General features: G+C 68.3%; 16 protein-coding genes. 11 read left to right on the top strand and 5 right to left on the bottom strand.

The features are described from left to right. The 8 genes from V7004_RS11985 to V7004_RS11950 all read left to right on the top strand — a co-directional run. On the top strand, nt 1-575 hold a 575-nt coding region (locus V7004_RS11985; RefSeq protein WP_334144224.1), incomplete at its 5' end, for a UbiA family prenyltransferase. 177 nt (nt 576-752) lie between these two features. Then, complete coding sequence (locus tag V7004_RS11980; protein ID WP_334144222.1) at nt 753-2345, top strand: cbb3-type cytochrome c oxidase subunit I; 1593 nt, start codon at nt 753-755, stop codon at nt 2343-2345. Then, nucleotides 2345-2938 (top strand): cytochrome c oxidase subunit 3, encoded by a 594-nt coding sequence (locus V7004_RS11975; protein ID WP_334144220.1) that lies wholly within the window; start codon nt 2345-2347, stop codon nt 2936-2938. The genes V7004_RS11980 and V7004_RS11975 overlap by 1 nt, the downstream gene beginning before the upstream one ends. A gap of 5 nt (nt 2939-2943) precedes the next feature. Continuing rightward, nucleotides 2944-3834, top strand: a complete 891-nt coding sequence (locus V7004_RS11970; RefSeq protein WP_334144218.1) for a hypothetical protein — start codon at nt 2944-2946, stop codon at nt 3832-3834. A 92-nt stretch (nt 3835-3926) separates the two neighbouring features. Then, the gene (gene coxB, locus V7004_RS11965) at nt 3927-5144 is read left to right on the top strand and encodes a cytochrome c oxidase subunit II (RefSeq protein WP_334144216.1); all 1218 of its coding nucleotides are present in this window, start codon (nt 3927-3929) and stop codon (nt 5142-5144) included. Nucleotides 5145-5185: 41 nt separating this feature from the next. After that, the gene (gene ctaD / locus V7004_RS11960) at nt 5186-7219 is read left to right on the top strand and encodes a cytochrome c oxidase subunit I (RefSeq protein WP_334144215.1); all 2034 of its coding nucleotides are present in this window, start codon (nt 5186-5188) and stop codon (nt 7217-7219) included. Continuing rightward, on the top strand, nt 7212-7853 hold the full coding sequence (locus tag V7004_RS11955; protein ID WP_334144214.1) for a cytochrome c oxidase subunit 3: 642 nt from the start codon (nt 7212-7214) through the stop codon (nt 7851-7853). The genes ctaD and V7004_RS11955 overlap by 8 nt, the downstream gene beginning before the upstream one ends. Before the next feature lie 11 nt (nt 7854-7864). Next, the gene (locus V7004_RS11950; protein ID WP_334144213.1) at nt 7865-8260 is read left to right on the top strand and encodes a cytochrome C oxidase subunit IV family protein; all 396 of its coding nucleotides are present in this window, start codon (nt 7865-7867) and stop codon (nt 8258-8260) included. Between the two features lie 27 nt (nt 8261-8287). Here V7004_RS11950 and V7004_RS11945 read toward each other — a convergent pair whose 3' ends face one another. After that, nucleotides 8288-9016: an ABC transporter permease gene (locus V7004_RS11945; RefSeq protein ID WP_334144212.1), complete on the bottom strand. Its 729-nt coding sequence runs from the start codon at nt 9014-9016 to the stop codon at nt 8288-8290. Next, nucleotides 9013-9984, bottom strand: coding sequence for an ABC transporter ATP-binding protein (locus V7004_RS11940; protein ID WP_442968054.1), 972 nt, complete (start codon nt 9982-9984; stop codon nt 9013-9015). Before V7004_RS11940 ends, V7004_RS11945 begins: the two co-directional genes overlap by 4 nt. A 38-nt stretch (nt 9985-10022) precedes the next feature. Between V7004_RS11940 and serS the strand changes: the two genes are divergently transcribed. Genes serS through V7004_RS11925 form a run of 3 tightly spaced genes read left to right on the top strand, consistent with a single transcriptional unit; the run spans nt 10023 to nt 12037 of the window. Continuing rightward, a complete protein-coding gene (gene serS, locus V7004_RS11935; protein WP_334144210.1) occupies nt 10023-11315 on the top strand; it encodes a serine--tRNA ligase in 1293 nt (430 codons plus the stop codon). A gap of 3 nt (nt 11316-11318) precedes the next feature. Then, nucleotides 11319-11684 (top strand): hypothetical protein, encoded by a 366-nt coding sequence (locus V7004_RS11930; protein ID WP_334144209.1) that lies wholly within the window; start codon nt 11319-11321, stop codon nt 11682-11684. Continuing rightward, on the top strand, nt 11681-12037 hold the full coding sequence (locus V7004_RS11925) for a hypothetical protein (RefSeq protein WP_334144208.1): 357 nt from the start codon (nt 11681-11683) through the stop codon (nt 12035-12037). The genes V7004_RS11930 and V7004_RS11925 overlap by 4 nt, the downstream gene beginning before the upstream one ends. A gap of 34 nt (nt 12038-12071) precedes the next feature. Here V7004_RS11925 and V7004_RS11920 read toward each other — a convergent pair whose 3' ends face one another. Genes V7004_RS11920 through V7004_RS11910 form a run of 3 tightly spaced genes read right to left on the bottom strand, consistent with a single transcriptional unit; the run spans nt 12072 to nt 14470 of the window. Further along, nucleotides 12072-13013, bottom strand: a complete 942-nt coding sequence (locus V7004_RS11920; RefSeq protein WP_334144207.1) for an LLM class F420-dependent oxidoreductase — start codon at nt 13011-13013, stop codon at nt 12072-12074. 36 nt (nt 13014-13049) lie between these two features. Next, nucleotides 13050-13919: a cytochrome c biogenesis CcdA family protein gene (locus V7004_RS11915; protein WP_334144206.1), complete on the bottom strand. Its 870-nt coding sequence runs from the start codon at nt 13917-13919 to the stop codon at nt 13050-13052. Further along, nucleotides 13916-14470, bottom strand: a complete 555-nt coding sequence (locus tag V7004_RS11910) for a TlpA family protein disulfide reductase (protein ID WP_334144205.1) — start codon at nt 14468-14470, stop codon at nt 13916-13918. Before V7004_RS11910 ends, V7004_RS11915 begins: the two co-directional genes overlap by 4 nt. Nucleotides 14471-14586: the final 116 nt, after the last annotated feature.

Here is a 14586-nt window from a genome sequence, read left to right as displayed (position 1 = left end):
TCTTCTGGCTGTGGGGGTTCGTGAACCTGCTGAGCGCAGTGCTCGCCCTCGCCGCCTGCCTCTTCTACGTCTTCGTCTACACCCTCTGGCTCAAGCGCACCTCGACCACCAACATCGTCATCGGCGGCGCGGCCGGCGCCGCTCCGGTTCTCATCGGCTGGTCCGCGGTGACCAACCAGCTCTCCTGGGCCCCTCTCGTGCTGTTCGGTGTCATCTTCTTCTGGACGCCGCCACACTTCTGGGCCCTGGCCATCCGCTACCGCGACGACTACGCCTCGGTGGAGGTGCCCATGCTGCCGGCGGTCCGCTCACTCCACGCCACCGCGGTGCGGATTGTCATCTATGCCGTCGCGGTCTGGGTCCTCACGCTGGTGTTCGCTCCGGTCGCGGACATGGGGGCGATCTACACGATCGCCGCGGTCGTCCTCGGCGCCCTGTTCACCGGGCTCTCCGTGGGCGTGCTGCGCACCGAGTCACCCTCGGTGGCGATGCGGTTGTTCTCGTTCTCGATCTCCTACGTCACGCTGCTGTTCGCGGCGATCGCGGTGGACGTGCTGGTCAGGTTCGGCCTGTGAGCGGGCGCCGCGACGCAGCGGGCCACGAGGCACGGTTCCGGTCGTTTTTTGCCCCGATTGGCAGGTGTGTAGAGTCCCGAGCCGTACTGTCGTTCCGGGAGGAGGCGTTCGCGCCCTGACGCCGACGCCCGTGTGCCGAGGTGCACGGCTGTCACCGTCGCGAGCTCACGAACTGAGATGGCGATCACCGAGACCAGACCCGAAACCGCCACCGAGACGCACACCAACCCCTGGGACACCGGCGAGGAGTACCCGGCGGTGGCGGTGGTGCTCGGGACTGGCGACCACAAAACCCTGGGCCGCTTCTACATCGGCTTCGCCCTGCTGTTCGGCATCGTGGCCTGGGTGCTCCAGGGCCTGGTCACCCTCGACGCTGCTGGCACCGACGTCCTCGGTGCTGACACCACCTCGCAGATCTTCACACTCGGGCGGCTGAGCCTCGTCCTGCTGTTCGCCATTCCGTTGCTCGTCGGTGTCGCGACGGTGGTGGTGCCTCTCCAGGTGGGGGCGTCCACCATCGCCTTCCCGCGCGCTGCGGCCGCCGCCTTCTGGACGTGGCTGCTCGGCTCGGTGCTCCTCCTGATCGCCTACTCGGTGAACGGTGGTGTCGGTGGCGGGCGCCCGAAGGGTGTCGATCTTGCCTACCTGGCGATCGGTGTGACGACCGCGGCACTGCTCCTGGCCTCGATCTGCGTCATGACGACGATCGTCGCTCTCCGGGCTCCGGGCATGTACCTCGACCGGGTCCCGATGTTCTCGTGGGGGATGTTCGTCGCTGGTGCGATCTGGCTGGTCAGCCTGCCGGTGTTCCTTGCCAACGTGTTGTTGATCTACGTCGACCACCATTTCGGTCGGCCCACCGATTTCGGGGTCGCGCTCAACCAGTGGCCACAGCTCAGCTGGCTGTTCGAGCAGCCTCAGGTGTTCGCGTTCGCCATCCCCGTGCTCGGCGCGCTCGGCGACATCGTCGCCACCTCAGCCGGAGTCCGGCAGCGGAACCGAGGCTTCATGTTGACCGCGGTGGGCGCTTTCGGGGTCTTGTCGTTCGGCGCGTTCGCCCAGCCCTACTTCAACGAGGACGTCTGGGAACAGGTCCTGTTCGTGGTGGTGGGCGTGGTGCTGCTCATCCCGCTCCTGCTGCTGGTCGCCGGCTGGGCCACGACGATGATGCAGGGCCGGCCCCGGATCACCACCGCCAGCGTCGGCGGCTTGCTCGCTGCCCTGGTCCTGATCCTGGCGGCCCTCGGCAGCGCTCTCTACGTCATCCGTCCGCTGCGACTGCAGCCGAACGACCGCCTCGATCTCCCGCTGGCGAACGCCTTCCAGACGGGGCTGCTGGCGCTCGTCGTCGGCGCGGTGAGTGTGGGCGCCATCGCCGCGCTGCACTTCTGGTCCCCGAAGGTCACGGGCCGGCTGGCCAACGACGGCCTCGGCAAGATCCTGGTCCTGGTGGGCTTCGCCGGCTCGGTACTGGCCGGGCTGCCGCTGTGTGTCCTCGGTTTCGCCAACCGCTGGGACCGGCTGGCGGACGCGGCCGACGCCCTGTACCTGGTGTCCGCCGCGGGCGCCGCGTTGTTGGCCGTCGCCGTGCTCCTCGCCGGGTTGAACGTGCTCGCTGCCAGCCGTGGGCCCCGGGCGGAGGACGATCCGTGGGGTGGGCAGACCCTGGAGTGGGCAACCCCTTCACCCCCACCCACGGGCAACTTCGGCGAGCTCCCGCGGGTCGAGTCCGCCGAACCGCTGCTCGACGTCAAGGAGGCTGGGTCCTGATGGCGGTCACGCATGCACTCCCACCGGCGCCTCCGCTCCAGCGGCCGCGGGTGTTGATGGTGGCATCGGGGTTGGCGTCCGCCGCAGCGCTGATGCTGTTCGGGGGACTCCTCGGCATCTACCTCACCCGACGAGCGGAGTTGCTCCAGGCCGGGGACACCTGGCTGCCCGAAGGGGTGACCATCCCGCTCCAGCAGCCGAACGTCATGCTCTTCACTCTCCTGGCCTCCGCCATCACCATGCAGTGGGCGGTCTACGCGGTGGCCCGTGATGATCGGGTCAACACCTACCTCGCGCTCGGGCTCACGTTCGTGTTCGGCATCGCGTACATCAACATGCAGTCGTACCTCTACACGTTGATGAAGTTCGATGTCATCGCGAACCAGCAGGCGGTGCTCGTCTACACCATCACCGGAGCACACCTCGCCATGGTCGTTGCCGCGATGATCTTCACGGCCGTGATGGCGTTCCGGGCGCTCGGCGGCCGGGAGACGAGCCGCCAGCACGACGGTGTCTCCGCTGCCGCATTGTTCTGGCACGCCATGGTCGTGGCATACGCCATCCTCTGGTACGCGATCTACATCACCAAGTAGGCGCCATGCTCTCCTTCGTCCGATCCCGCATGTTCACGACGGCGTTCCGGTTCTTCGCCGCGCTCGCCGTGTTCGGCTGGCTGGGCGCGCTCACCCAGGCGTTCACCAGCGGCCAGTCCGTCATCAATGCCATCGTCGGGCCGCTGTCCATCGGCTGGAAGGGTGGGGTCGGCAACCACTTCACCTACACCGTGCTGCTGTCGCTGACGTTCGTGGCAGCAGCCATGGCGGTGCTGCTCATCGCCTTCCGCGACGCCGACCCCGAGGCAGAAGCACAGGTCCTGCACGCGGAGAGCGTTCCGCTGACCCGCGCCCCGTCGGGAGCCAACTTCATCCCGATGGTGGGAGCGTTCGCGGTCGGCATCCTGGTGATCGGGCAGATCACCAACAAGTACGTGACGCTCGCGGGTCTGGGCTTGTCGGCAGCGGTCATCGGCGTGTGGATGCTCCGCGCCTGGGCCGAGCGGGCCACGGGTGACGACGAGGTCAACCGTGAGATCTACCAGCGCTTCATCGAGCCGTTCCGGGTCCCCATCCTCGCGGCGATCGGTATCGCCATCGTGGTTCTCGCCCTCTCGCGAGTGCTGCTGGCGGTCAGTGAGACCGCCTCGGTCGCGGTCTTCGCGGGCGTCGGCGCGGTGTTTCTCCTCGGCACGGCGCTGATCGCCGCCCGCCCGCAGATCAGCAGGAACGCCATCACGCTGCTTCTGTTTTTCGCCGCCATCGCCGTGATCGTCGGTGGGATCGTGGCGGCCGTGCAGGGCCAACGTGATTTCGAGCATCACAGTGGCGAGGAGAATGGCGCGATCACGGAGAGCGGCGCCCACTCGACGAGCGGTGAGGGCGAGGGCAGCCTCGGTCCTGTGGTCGCTGAGCTCCGAGGAGCCGACGCATGATGCCTCGGTCCTGCGCCCCCGCTCCGCCCGCCGAGCTGGCAACGCGCCCGCTGGCCGGGGGACACTGCGTCTCGACAGGTCGAGGAGACTGAATGCCCCGTCGCTCGCTCTTTCTGAAGGTCTTCGGAACGGCGTCCTTCACCATCGTCGCCGTCCTGTACGTGGCCTTGATCGTCGCCGTCTTCCGGAACGACGACAAGCCGTTGACCACGCTCGCCCCGAAAGGGGTCAATGCCCAGACCATCCAGAACCTCGTCGCGCCGGTGTTCGGCGTGGCCGGGGTCATCTTCGTCGCGGTCTTCGGGGCGGTGCTCTACATCGCCTGGCGCTTCCGGGACCGCGACGACGACACCCCGATGCCGAGCCAGGTGCACGGGAACTCCGTGCTGGAGGTCGGCTGGACGGCCTTGCCAGCGCTGATCCTGGCGGCGATCGCGGTGTTCACCGTCATCACCATCATCAAGCTCGAGCAACGCTCCGATGACGCCTTGGCGGTGCGCGTGTACGGGCAACAGTGGTGGTGGAGCTACCAGTACGACATCGACGGCGACGGTAGCTACGACGGTCAGGGTGACATAACCACCGCGAACGAGCTGGTCATCCCCGCTGGGCGGGAGGTCTCGTTGACCATCAGCTCGCACGATGTCATCCACAGCTTCTGGATCCCGGCCCTGAACGGCAAGAAGGACGCGGTGCCGGGCATGGACAGCTACTGGAAGATCGAAGCGGATCAACCGGGTGTGTACATGGGGCAGTGCACGGAGTTCTGCGGCCTCTCGCACGCCAACATGCGGATGGTGGTGCGCGCGGTGGAGCCCGCCCAGTTCGACGACTGGGTAGCCAATCAGCAACGTCCTGCCCGCTCACCCGAGCCGGGGTCCCTCGCCGCTGCTGGTGAGGCTCAGTTCGGCAACCTCTGCGCGCAGTGCCACGTCGTGAACGGCAAGTTCGAGAAGGCCAAGGAGACACCGCCACCGTTGCTCTCGGGCGTCGCACCGGACCTCACCCACCTCATGACCCGTGGCACGTTCGCCGGCTCGATCTTCAACCTCTACTACCCCCAGCAGCCCGGTGCACCCGTTCCGACGCCGGGGGACCCGACAGACGTGTCGACGCCCGGTGATCCTGGTGACGCGCTCTTCGGGGGAACGAGCGCGTACCCGGTCAACCGGGTGACGCTCGAGGCATGGCTCCGGAACCCGCCGGCCATGAAGCCTGCTGCCGCCACGCAGCAACGGGGCATGCCGAACCTCGGCCTGAGCGAACAGCAGATCGACGAACTGGTCGCGTACCTCGAGACCTTGAAGTAGCGCCCACATGACGAACGACACCGCCGTCCCGGAGCAAGATCATGTCCCTCACTGAGTCCCGCCCGCTCGCCCTGCCCTCAGGCGAGCCGACCGAGGTGGAGTTCCATCCGATCGGTGTGTTCGAGCGCCCCAAGCCCAAGCGGGGTTGGCGTTCCTGGTTGACCACCGTCGATCACAAGAAGATCGGCATCATGTACGGCGCCGCGGCGCTCTTCTTCCTGCTCATCGCGGGCAGCGAGGCTCTGCTGATCCGGGCGCAGCTGTGGTCCCCGCGCGGCACGCTGCTGTCGGCGGATGCCTACAACCAGGTGTACACGATGCACGGCACGACCGCCGTCTTCCTGGTGGTGATGCCGTTGGGCGCGGCGTTCGCCAACTACCTGATGCCGCTGCAGATCGGCGCCAGGGACGTCGCCTTCCCGCGCATCAACGCCTTCAGCTTCTGGTGCTTCCTCGTCGGTGGCATCTTCCTGAACACGTCCTGGTTCCTGGGTGGCGGCGCCGACGGTGGCTGGTTCATGTACGCACCGAACAACGGGGTGCTCTACTCGCCGAGCCACGGGATCGACTTCTGGAACCTGGGCCTCATCATGACCGGCATCGGTTCGCTGACCGGCGCCATCAACCTGATCGTCACCGTGCTCAACCTGCGGGCGCCCGGCATGACGCTCATGAAGATGCCGGTCTTCACCTGGATGACGCTGGTCACGCAGTTCCTGCTGCTGTTCGCCATCCCCGTCCTCACGACCGCGCAGTTCCTGCTGCTGTTCGATCGGCTCTTCGATGCCAACTTCTTCAACGTGGCGCAGGGCGCGAACCCGTTGCTGTGGCAGCACCTCTTCTGGATCTTCGGGCATCCCGAGGTGTACCTGATGATCCTGCCGGCGTTCGGCCTCGTCTCCGAGATGCTGCCCGTGTTCTCGCGCAAGCCGATCTTCGGCTACCCGTTCATCGTCTTCTCCGGTGTCGCCATCGGCTTCATGGGCTGGGGCGTGTGGGCCCACCACATGTTCGTGTCCGGCATCGGTCCGATCTCGGTGACGACCTTCTCGCTGACCACGATGTTCATCGCCGTGCCCACCGGGGTGAAGATCCTGAACTGGACCGCCACCATGTGGGGCGGGAAGCTCCGGTTCACCTCCCCGATGCTGTTCTCGATCGGGTTGATCCTCATGTTCACCCTCGGAGGGCTGTCCGGCGTCAGTCACTCGATCGCACCGGCCGACACCCAGCAGACCGACACCTACTACATCGTCGCCCACTTCCACTACGTGCTCTTCGGCGGCGCCTTCTTCGGGTTCATGGGTGCGCTCTACTTCTACTGGCCGAAGGTGTTCGGCTACATGCTCGACGAGCGCATCGGCAAAGCGAACTTCTGGCTGCTGCTCGCCGGCTTCAACCTCACGTTCGCACCCATGCACGTGCTCGGGCTCCAGGGCATGTCCCGACGGGTGTACACGTACGACGCGGGCTTCGGTTTCGAGATCTGGAACAAGGTGGCGACGATCGGGGCCTTCACCATCGCCGCAAGCGTCCTGCTCTTCATCGTGAACATCTTCCTGAGTCGCAAGCGTGCCAAGGACCTGCCGCCCCCCGGGGCCGATCCGTGGGATGCCCGCACGATCGAATGGATGGTGCCCTCCCCGACACCCGAGTGGAACTTCGATCCGATTCCCACGATCGAGCGGGTGGACGACTTCTGGTACCGCAAGTACGGCGAGGACGAGAACGGCAACCTGGTGCGGATTGCGGAGACCGACGACGTGGTGCAGCACAGCGACGGCAAAGGCGTGCACCTGCCCTCCCCCTCCTACTGGCCGCTCGTCACCGCGCTCGGCCTGCCGATCATCGGCTACGGGCTGCTCTACACGTGGTGGCTCTGCCTGATCGGTGGACTGGTCGTCGTGGCCGGTCTCTACGGCTGGGCGATGGAGCCGCCCGACGACCCGGATGCCACTCATGGCGAGGCGCACGGTCCGGACGACGAGACCCTCGAGGGCGCCGAGCTGCCCACCCGGGAGCCCGCTGCGGTCGCAGCGGCGGTCGACGAGCAGGAGGCCGAGACCGTTGGCTGAGATCGTCGCCCACCACCGCGAACTCCTCGCCGAGCGGGACGCTCACGCGCCGGTCGCCCACCCCGATCACGCCACGAACACCGGCATCTCCAACACCAAGTTGGCGATGTGGCTGTTCCTGGCTTCCGAGTGCCTGCTGTTCGGCGGTCTGATCACCACTTATCTGCTCTACAAGCACCCGCTCCCCGGCTCGGGCCCAGGGCCACATGACGTGTTCGACATCCCGTTCACCTCCGCGAGCTCGTTCGTGCTGTTGATGAGCTCGCTCACGATGGTGCTGGCGGTGTCCGCGATCGAGCGGGGTGACCATCACCGGCTGCGGGTCTGGCTGGTGGGCACGGCTCTGCTCGGAGCCACCTTCATCGCCGGTCAGGTTTACGAGTTCACCGTCTTCTACAACGAGGGGCTCGGCTACACGACCAGCCGATTCAGCTCGGCCTTCTACACCCTGACGGGCTTCCACGGGGTCCACGTGACGGTGGGCATCATCATGCTCGTCTCGCTGGTGCTGCTCTCCCTGCGGGGGCGGCTGCCGGAGCATCGATCGGAGACCGTCGAGATCGTCGGTCTGTACTGGCATTTCGTCGACGTCGTGTGGATCCTCATCTTCGCCGTCGTCTACCTGATCCCGTAGGAGTTCATGCCATGGCCGCGGTGACGCCGGAACCGACCGATCAGCCGATCCCCACCCAGGTCCTCGACGGTGCGGTGGCCGAATACCCCCGCGACCGGCTCTACGTGATGACCGCCGTGTTCCTCGCCGTCGTCACGGCGGTGGAGATCGCGACCTATGTCTGGCCGGAGCTCCCCGTGTGGAGCTGGGGCCACGAGAGCAACGTCGGCATCATCACCGCCCTGATGGTCTTGATGGCGATCAAGTTCTTCACCGTGGCCTGGGTGTTCATGCACCTCAAGTTCGACAAGCCACTGCTGAACCGCCTCTTCATTGCCGGCTTGATCCTCGCCATCTCTGTCTACCTCGCGGTCATGGCGATGTTCCGGATGTTCTGGGCGGGTGACGAGATGATCAGCCGAGGCTGAGGACGCCCGGCCGGATCGAGAACCCGATCACTCCCAACGGAACGACCTGGCCGCGACCAGCGGCATGGCGATCGCCCAGGCGGCGAGCACGGCCCACGCTTTCGCGGAGGCGGTCGCTGAGGCGCTGAACGCCCCGAGCACGGTCTCGCTCAACGCCGCGGCGGGAAGCACCTCCGCGATGGCGCGCACCCCGCTCGGCAGCCGGTCGACCGGCACCACCATGCCGCCCAGCAGGAGCAGCAGCAGGTAGAGACCGTTGGTCGCTGCCAGGTTGACCGTTCCACTCAGCGTCCCGGCGAGGAGGAGGCCGAGCCCCGCGAAGGCGGCTGTTCCCAACACGAACGCCGGCAGGGCGGCGATGATGCTCCCGCTGGGCCGCCAGCCGAGCGCCAGGGCTGCCGTGACCAGGACCACGACCTGGATCAGCTCCAGCACCAGCACCATGGAGATCTTGGCGGCGACGAGCCGGCCGCGTCCCAGAGGCGTGGCGCCGAGGCGTTTCAGCACGCCGTACTGGCGTTCGAAGCCGGTACCGATCCCCAGGCTCACCATGGCGCTGGACATGACGGCCAGTGCCAGGACGCCTGGCGCGAGGAAGTCAACCGTCTTCGCGAAGCCTTCGGGGATGGGCAGCACGCCGGTCAGGGAGAAGAACACCAGGATCAGCAGTGGGATGCCGACGCTGACCAGGAGCTGTTCGCCCTGGCGGAGGCTGAGCATCAGCTCGGTGCGCACCTGCATCCGGTAGGCGTTCACGGCCGACCCTCCCGGGTGAGTCGCAGGAACACGTCCTCGAGCGTGCCGCGCCCGGCACGGAGGTCGCCGAGGGGGATGCCGTGCTCGGCCAACCAGCTCGTGAGTGCGGCGACCGTATCGGGGGTGGCCTCCGCCGACACCAGGTACTCCCCGGGCTGCTCCTCGACCACCGTCGAGCCCAGGCGAGCGCTGAGCGCAACCGTGTCGAGGCCGCTGGGCGCAGCGAAGCGGATCTCGGGGGACTGGCCCGCGGTCATGAGCTCGGCCGGCGTGCCGCTGGCGAGGAGCCGGCCGCGATCGATGATCAGCACCCGGTCGGCGAGGCGCTGCGCGTCATCGAGGTCGTGGGTGGTGAGCAGCACCCCGACGCCCTGGTCACGCAACTCGGCCACCACCCGACGGATGATCTGGCGTCCCGCGGGATCGATGCCGGCCGTGGGCTCGTCCAGGAAGACCACTCGTGGCCGACCCACCAGCGCCAGCGCCAGCGAGAGGCGCTGGCGCTCACCGCCGGACAGGTGTCGCCACGTGGTGCGGGCCCGGTCGGCGAGTCCGACCTGTTCGAGCAGCTCGCCGGGGTCGTGGGGGTGCTCGTAGTAGCTGGCGTAGAGCCGCAGTATCTCGATCGGGCGGATGCCCGTGTACACCCCACCCTCCTGGAGCATCACCCCGATCTGTGGAACCAGCCGGCGATGGTCCCGCACCGGGTCGAGGCCCAGGACACGCACCTCGCCCCCGTCGGGCCGCCGGAACCCTTCGAGGGTCTCAACCGTGGTGGTCTTGCCCGCACCGTTGGGGCCGAGCAGGGCGGTCACCGCGCCCATCGGGGCGTCGAAGGAGAGCCCGTCGACGGCCACCGTGTCACCGAAGCGCACCACCAGCTCGGTGACCTCCACGGCCTGTTCCGGTCCTGGCTGCGCTGCCACGTTGCGGAAGCTAGCCCCGCTCGGAGTCCTTACGGTGCGCATGGCTGTGTCCCCGCGGGGCGCGGCTAGCTTCTGCGAGCATGCTCGACGTCCGCCGAGTACGCACCGACTTCGACTCCGTTCTCGCGGCCTTGGAGCGACGGCACGACCCTTCGCTCCCCGGGCAGCTCGAGCGGGTTCGTGATCTCGACGCTCGCCTGCGGGAGCTGGTGGGTGAGCGTGACGAGCTGCGGTCCCGGGTGAAGGAGCTCTCCAAGCAGGTCGGCACACTGCATCGAGACGGCAGGACCACCGAAGCCGAAGCGCTCCAGGACGAGAGCCGCCGGCTCGGCGAACGTGAGCACCAGCTCGACGCCGAAGCCGACGCGGTCGGGCAGGAACTGCGGGGGCTGCTCCTGCGGATCCCGAACGTGCCGGCCGATGAGGCGCCCGACGGCCGTAGCGACGCGGACAACGTGGTGGTCCGGATGGAGGGGTTCGATCCGCACGGGTATGCCGAGCACCAGCGGGTTCCCCACTGGGACGTGGGTACCCAGCTCGGCATCCTCGACCTGGAACGGGCGGTGAAGATCTCCGGCGCCATGTTCACCATGTTCCGCCGGCAGGGGGCCACCCTGGCTCGGGCCCTCTGCCAGCTCGCGCTCGATCGCAACGCCGATGCCTTCGAAGAGGTGCGCCCGCCCAGCCTGGTCTCGTCCTCGACCCTCACCGCGACGGGCCAGCTTCCCAAGTTCGCCGACGATGCGTACCACGTCGAGCGCGACGACCTGTGGTGCATCCCCACCGCGGAGGTGCCGCTGACCTCGATCGCCAAGGACGAGATCCTCGCTGAGGAGGACCTTCCCATGCGGCTCATGGCCTACACGCCCTGCTTCCGGCGGGAGGCCGGGTCCGCGGGGCGTGACACCCGGGGCCTGCTGCGGGTCCACGAGTTCGACAAGGTCGAGATCCTCGCCTACACGACGCCCGAGCAGGCACCCGCCATGCTCGAGGAGTTGCTCGCCCGAGCCGAGGGAACCATCGCCGCTCTCGGCCTCGCCTATCGGGTCCTCGACATCTGCACCGGTGATCTCGGGCAGTCCCACCACCGTTCGTTCGATCTGGAGGTGTACGCCCCGGGCGTCGACCGTTGGCTCGAGGTCTCCTCCGTGTCGTGGTTCAGCGACTACCAGGCTCGGCGGGCCAACATCCGCTACCGCCCGACCGGAGAGAAGCGAACCGAGATGGTCCATACCCTGAACGGCTCGGCGCTCGCGGTGCCGCGGGTGTGGGCCGCGCTCGTCGAGACCTACCGCCAGCCGGACGGATCGGTGGTGCTCCCGGACGTGCTCGCCCCCTACCTGCGAGGGGGCACCGTCATCGAGGCCCGTTGAGCCGTGACGGAGCCGCCGTCGCCGCCGGGACCGTCGCCGTCGGGGCCGGCCACCGTCGCGGCGTTCGTCATCTACGGATGGGTCCTCATCTGGTCGGCGGCGATCGCAGCAGCGGGGTTCGACGTCTCGATCTTCAACGGGCTGTGGCGGCTGGCCGGCACCCTCGGTGGGCGGACTGTGTTGTGCCTGGTGGTGCTGTCCGCGCTGTTCCACACCCTCGACGGGCTGCGCCGACTGGTGCTCGATGGAGCTCGGCACGTGGCGCGCGTCGATCTGGCGGCCCGGCTGGCCGCGGTCTTCTTCACCGCGGCGCTGGGCGTCCCCGCGAGCCTGGTGATCCTCTGGCCGGCACTCGGAGGTCAGCGGTGAGCCCACCGGTCGAGGGGCCGGTCGCGCCGTGGAGCTGGCACCTGGTCCGGGCTTCGGCCATCGCGCTCGCCTTGCTGGCGCCGGTCGAGCTGGTGTCCTGGCTGATCGTTCCCGACGTGGCCCGATGGGATGCGGTGCGGCTGGCCGCCCGCTGGGAGAGCCCGGTGTGGAGGGTCGCCGACTGGTCGTTCCTGGTGCTGGGCTTGCTGCACGCCACGCTCGGGGCGCGTGAGCGGCTCGGTCGGTCCCTCCGGCCCGGCGCGGCGCTGGCGCTGGCCGACGCCGCGGTCCTCTGCGCCGGTGTCGCTCTGGGGCTGCTCGGGACCCGCACCGCCTTCACCTTCGGGCTGTGAGGGCTCGTCACGCCAGGGCGGCTGACCGCCCTGCTCAGGGGAGCAGGCGCAGGACCTGCTCCCCGAGGAGCCGCAGGTGGTCCAGGTCGTCGAAGTCCAGGACCTGTAGGTAGATGCGGTCCGCGCCGGCTTCGGCGTAGTTGGCGATCCGATCGAGCACTTCAGCGGGCCGACCGGCGAGGTGGTTCTCGCGCAGCTCCTCGACGCTTCGGCCGATGTTGCCGGCCCGGCGGGCCACGTCTTCGTCGTCCTCGCCGCAGCACACGGTGAGAGCGGCGGAGAAGCGCATCGAGTCGGGGTCACGCTCGGCGGCCTCGCACGCGGCCCGCACCCGCTCGCGCTGGGCCACGAACACCTCGATGGGGGCGAAGGGGACGTTGAACTCGGCGGCGTAGCGGGCTGCCAGGCGGGGTGTGCGCACCTCGCCGAACCCACCCATGATGATCGGTGGGCCGTTGACCTGGAGTGGTTTCGGGAGCGCCGGCGAGCCGACGACGCCGTAGTGGCGGCCCTCGAACGTGTACTGCGAGTCGGGCGGGCAGTGCCAGAGACCCGTGATGACCTCGAGCTGCTCCTCGAGCAGGTCGAAGCGGTCGGCGAGAGCGGGGAAGGGGATGCCGTAGGCCACGTGCTCGTCGCCGTACCAGCCGGCTCCGAGCCCCAGCTCGACCCGTCCCCCACTCATCTGGTCGACCTGGGCCACCGCGACGGCGAGCGGCCCCGGGAGGCGGAAGGTCACCGAGCACACCAGCGTGCCGAGCCGGAGACGGGACGTCTCGCGGGCCAGGGCACCGAGGGTGACCCAGCTGTCGGTGGGGCCGGGGTTGAGAGCGGTCTCGCTCAGACCGGGGATCTTCAGCCAGTGATCCGATCGGAAGAAGCCCTCGAAGCCCTCGGCTTCCGCGACCTGAGCCATGGCCAGCTGCTGGTCGTAGGTCGCTCCCTGCTGAGGTTCCACCATGATCCGGAGGTCCATGGGAGGCACCCTAGGGCGTGGACGGGTGACCGGTCGCTACGACCCCTGGTCGATTCGTGAACGCCGGGCGAGGGCGGCGGTCACGGTGGCAGCGATCACCAGGGCGAGCAGCAGGCCGATCCGCACCGGCCCCACCTGCTGGATCCAGTTGCTGACCCGCGCGTTGAGGTCGAACACGAAGCCGGCTACGGCGCCGCCGCCGGTGGCACCGGAACGGATCCGCAGCTCGTACCACCCGTAGTAGGCGACGTACACCCCTGCGAGCAGGAGCAGCGCGCCGGATACCCGGTTCACGTACGGGAGGAACGACCGCATGCGCCGCACCATCCCCTGCCGAGCGAGTGCCGTGGCGAGCGTCAGGACCATGAGCACGAGTCCCATGCCGAGCCCGTAGGCGAGGAAGACCGCGATCCCGGAGGCGGCGTTGGCGGTGTCGAACACGCCGGCGACCGCGGCGAGGAAGGTGGGCAGGGTGCACGACAGCGACACGAGGGCGTACGAGATGCCGAACAGGAACACCGACCAGAGCTCCTGGCGATCGGCGCCTCTCGCCATCTTCGGCAGGTTGAGGGAAACCGTACGGCCGGCCAGCAGGGCGACGCCCAGCCCGGCCAGTACCGCACCGAGCAGGATCGTGAGCCACGGCAACCGCTCCTGCACCGCGTCGAGGACCGGATCGAGCACGATGCCGAGCAGTCCGAACACGACCAGGAAGCCCGCGGCCATCGCCGCTCCCACCGCGAGCGCTCGAAGCACGTTCGCCTGCGGAGGATCGTCGGTGGTGGGTCGGGAGCTCTCCAACCCGAGGAAGTACGAGACGTAGGCCGGGAGCATGGCGAAGCCACAGGGGTTGAAGGTGGCGACCATGCCGACCCCGAACGCGTACGCGACCGGCGCGTCGATCACGACAGGAGCTCCTCGTCGATGATCCGCCGGAGCTCCGTGGCGTCCAATTTGCCGGCATGCACCCGAGCCACCGTGCCGTCGGCTCGCACGAACACCGTGGTGGGCATCGCAGCCCCACCGAAGGCTCGCAGCAGGTCACCGGCGGGGTCGCGCCCGGTGTCGTAGGTGATGCCCGTACGGGCGATGAGCGTCCGGGCGCTGGCCTGCTGCTCGGTGACGTTCAGCCCGAGGAACGTCACCCGGTCTCCGAGGCTGGCATGAACCCGTTCGAACTCGGGCATCTCGTCGACACACGGGGTGCACCAGGAGGCGAAGAAATTGACCACGAGGGGTGCGCCCTCGTAGTCCGTGAACGAACCGGTGCCCCCGTCGAAGCGCTCGAACGACACGTCCGGCACCCGCTGGCCGGTCACGTCCCGCCCTGCCAGACCGATGGGTGCCGGTGCGTTCGGATCCAGGCGGGTCACCCCGCTGTCTCCCGGCGCGGTGAAGGCCGCCACGGTGGCGATGGCGAGCAGCACCGTAGCGAGGGCGAGCGCCCACCACAGCATGCGGGCCCGGCGAGCACGCCTGGTGTCTGGAACCGGGGGGTCCGTGGCGTGGCACCGTTGGGTCGGAGGGGAATCCATGGGGTGCGCCCGACGGTACCGCCGCCGCTGCGGAACAC

Origin of the sequence: Rhabdothermincola sp. (genome assembly GCF_036846205.1) — a bacterium.
In the GTDB taxonomy this organism is placed as follows: domain Bacteria; phylum Actinomycetota; class Acidimicrobiia; order Acidimicrobiales; family Acidimicrobilacustridaceae; genus Rhabdothermincola.
The sequence above is the reverse complement of the archived record's forward strand: the minus strand, read 5'-3'. Positions and strand labels throughout refer to the sequence as shown.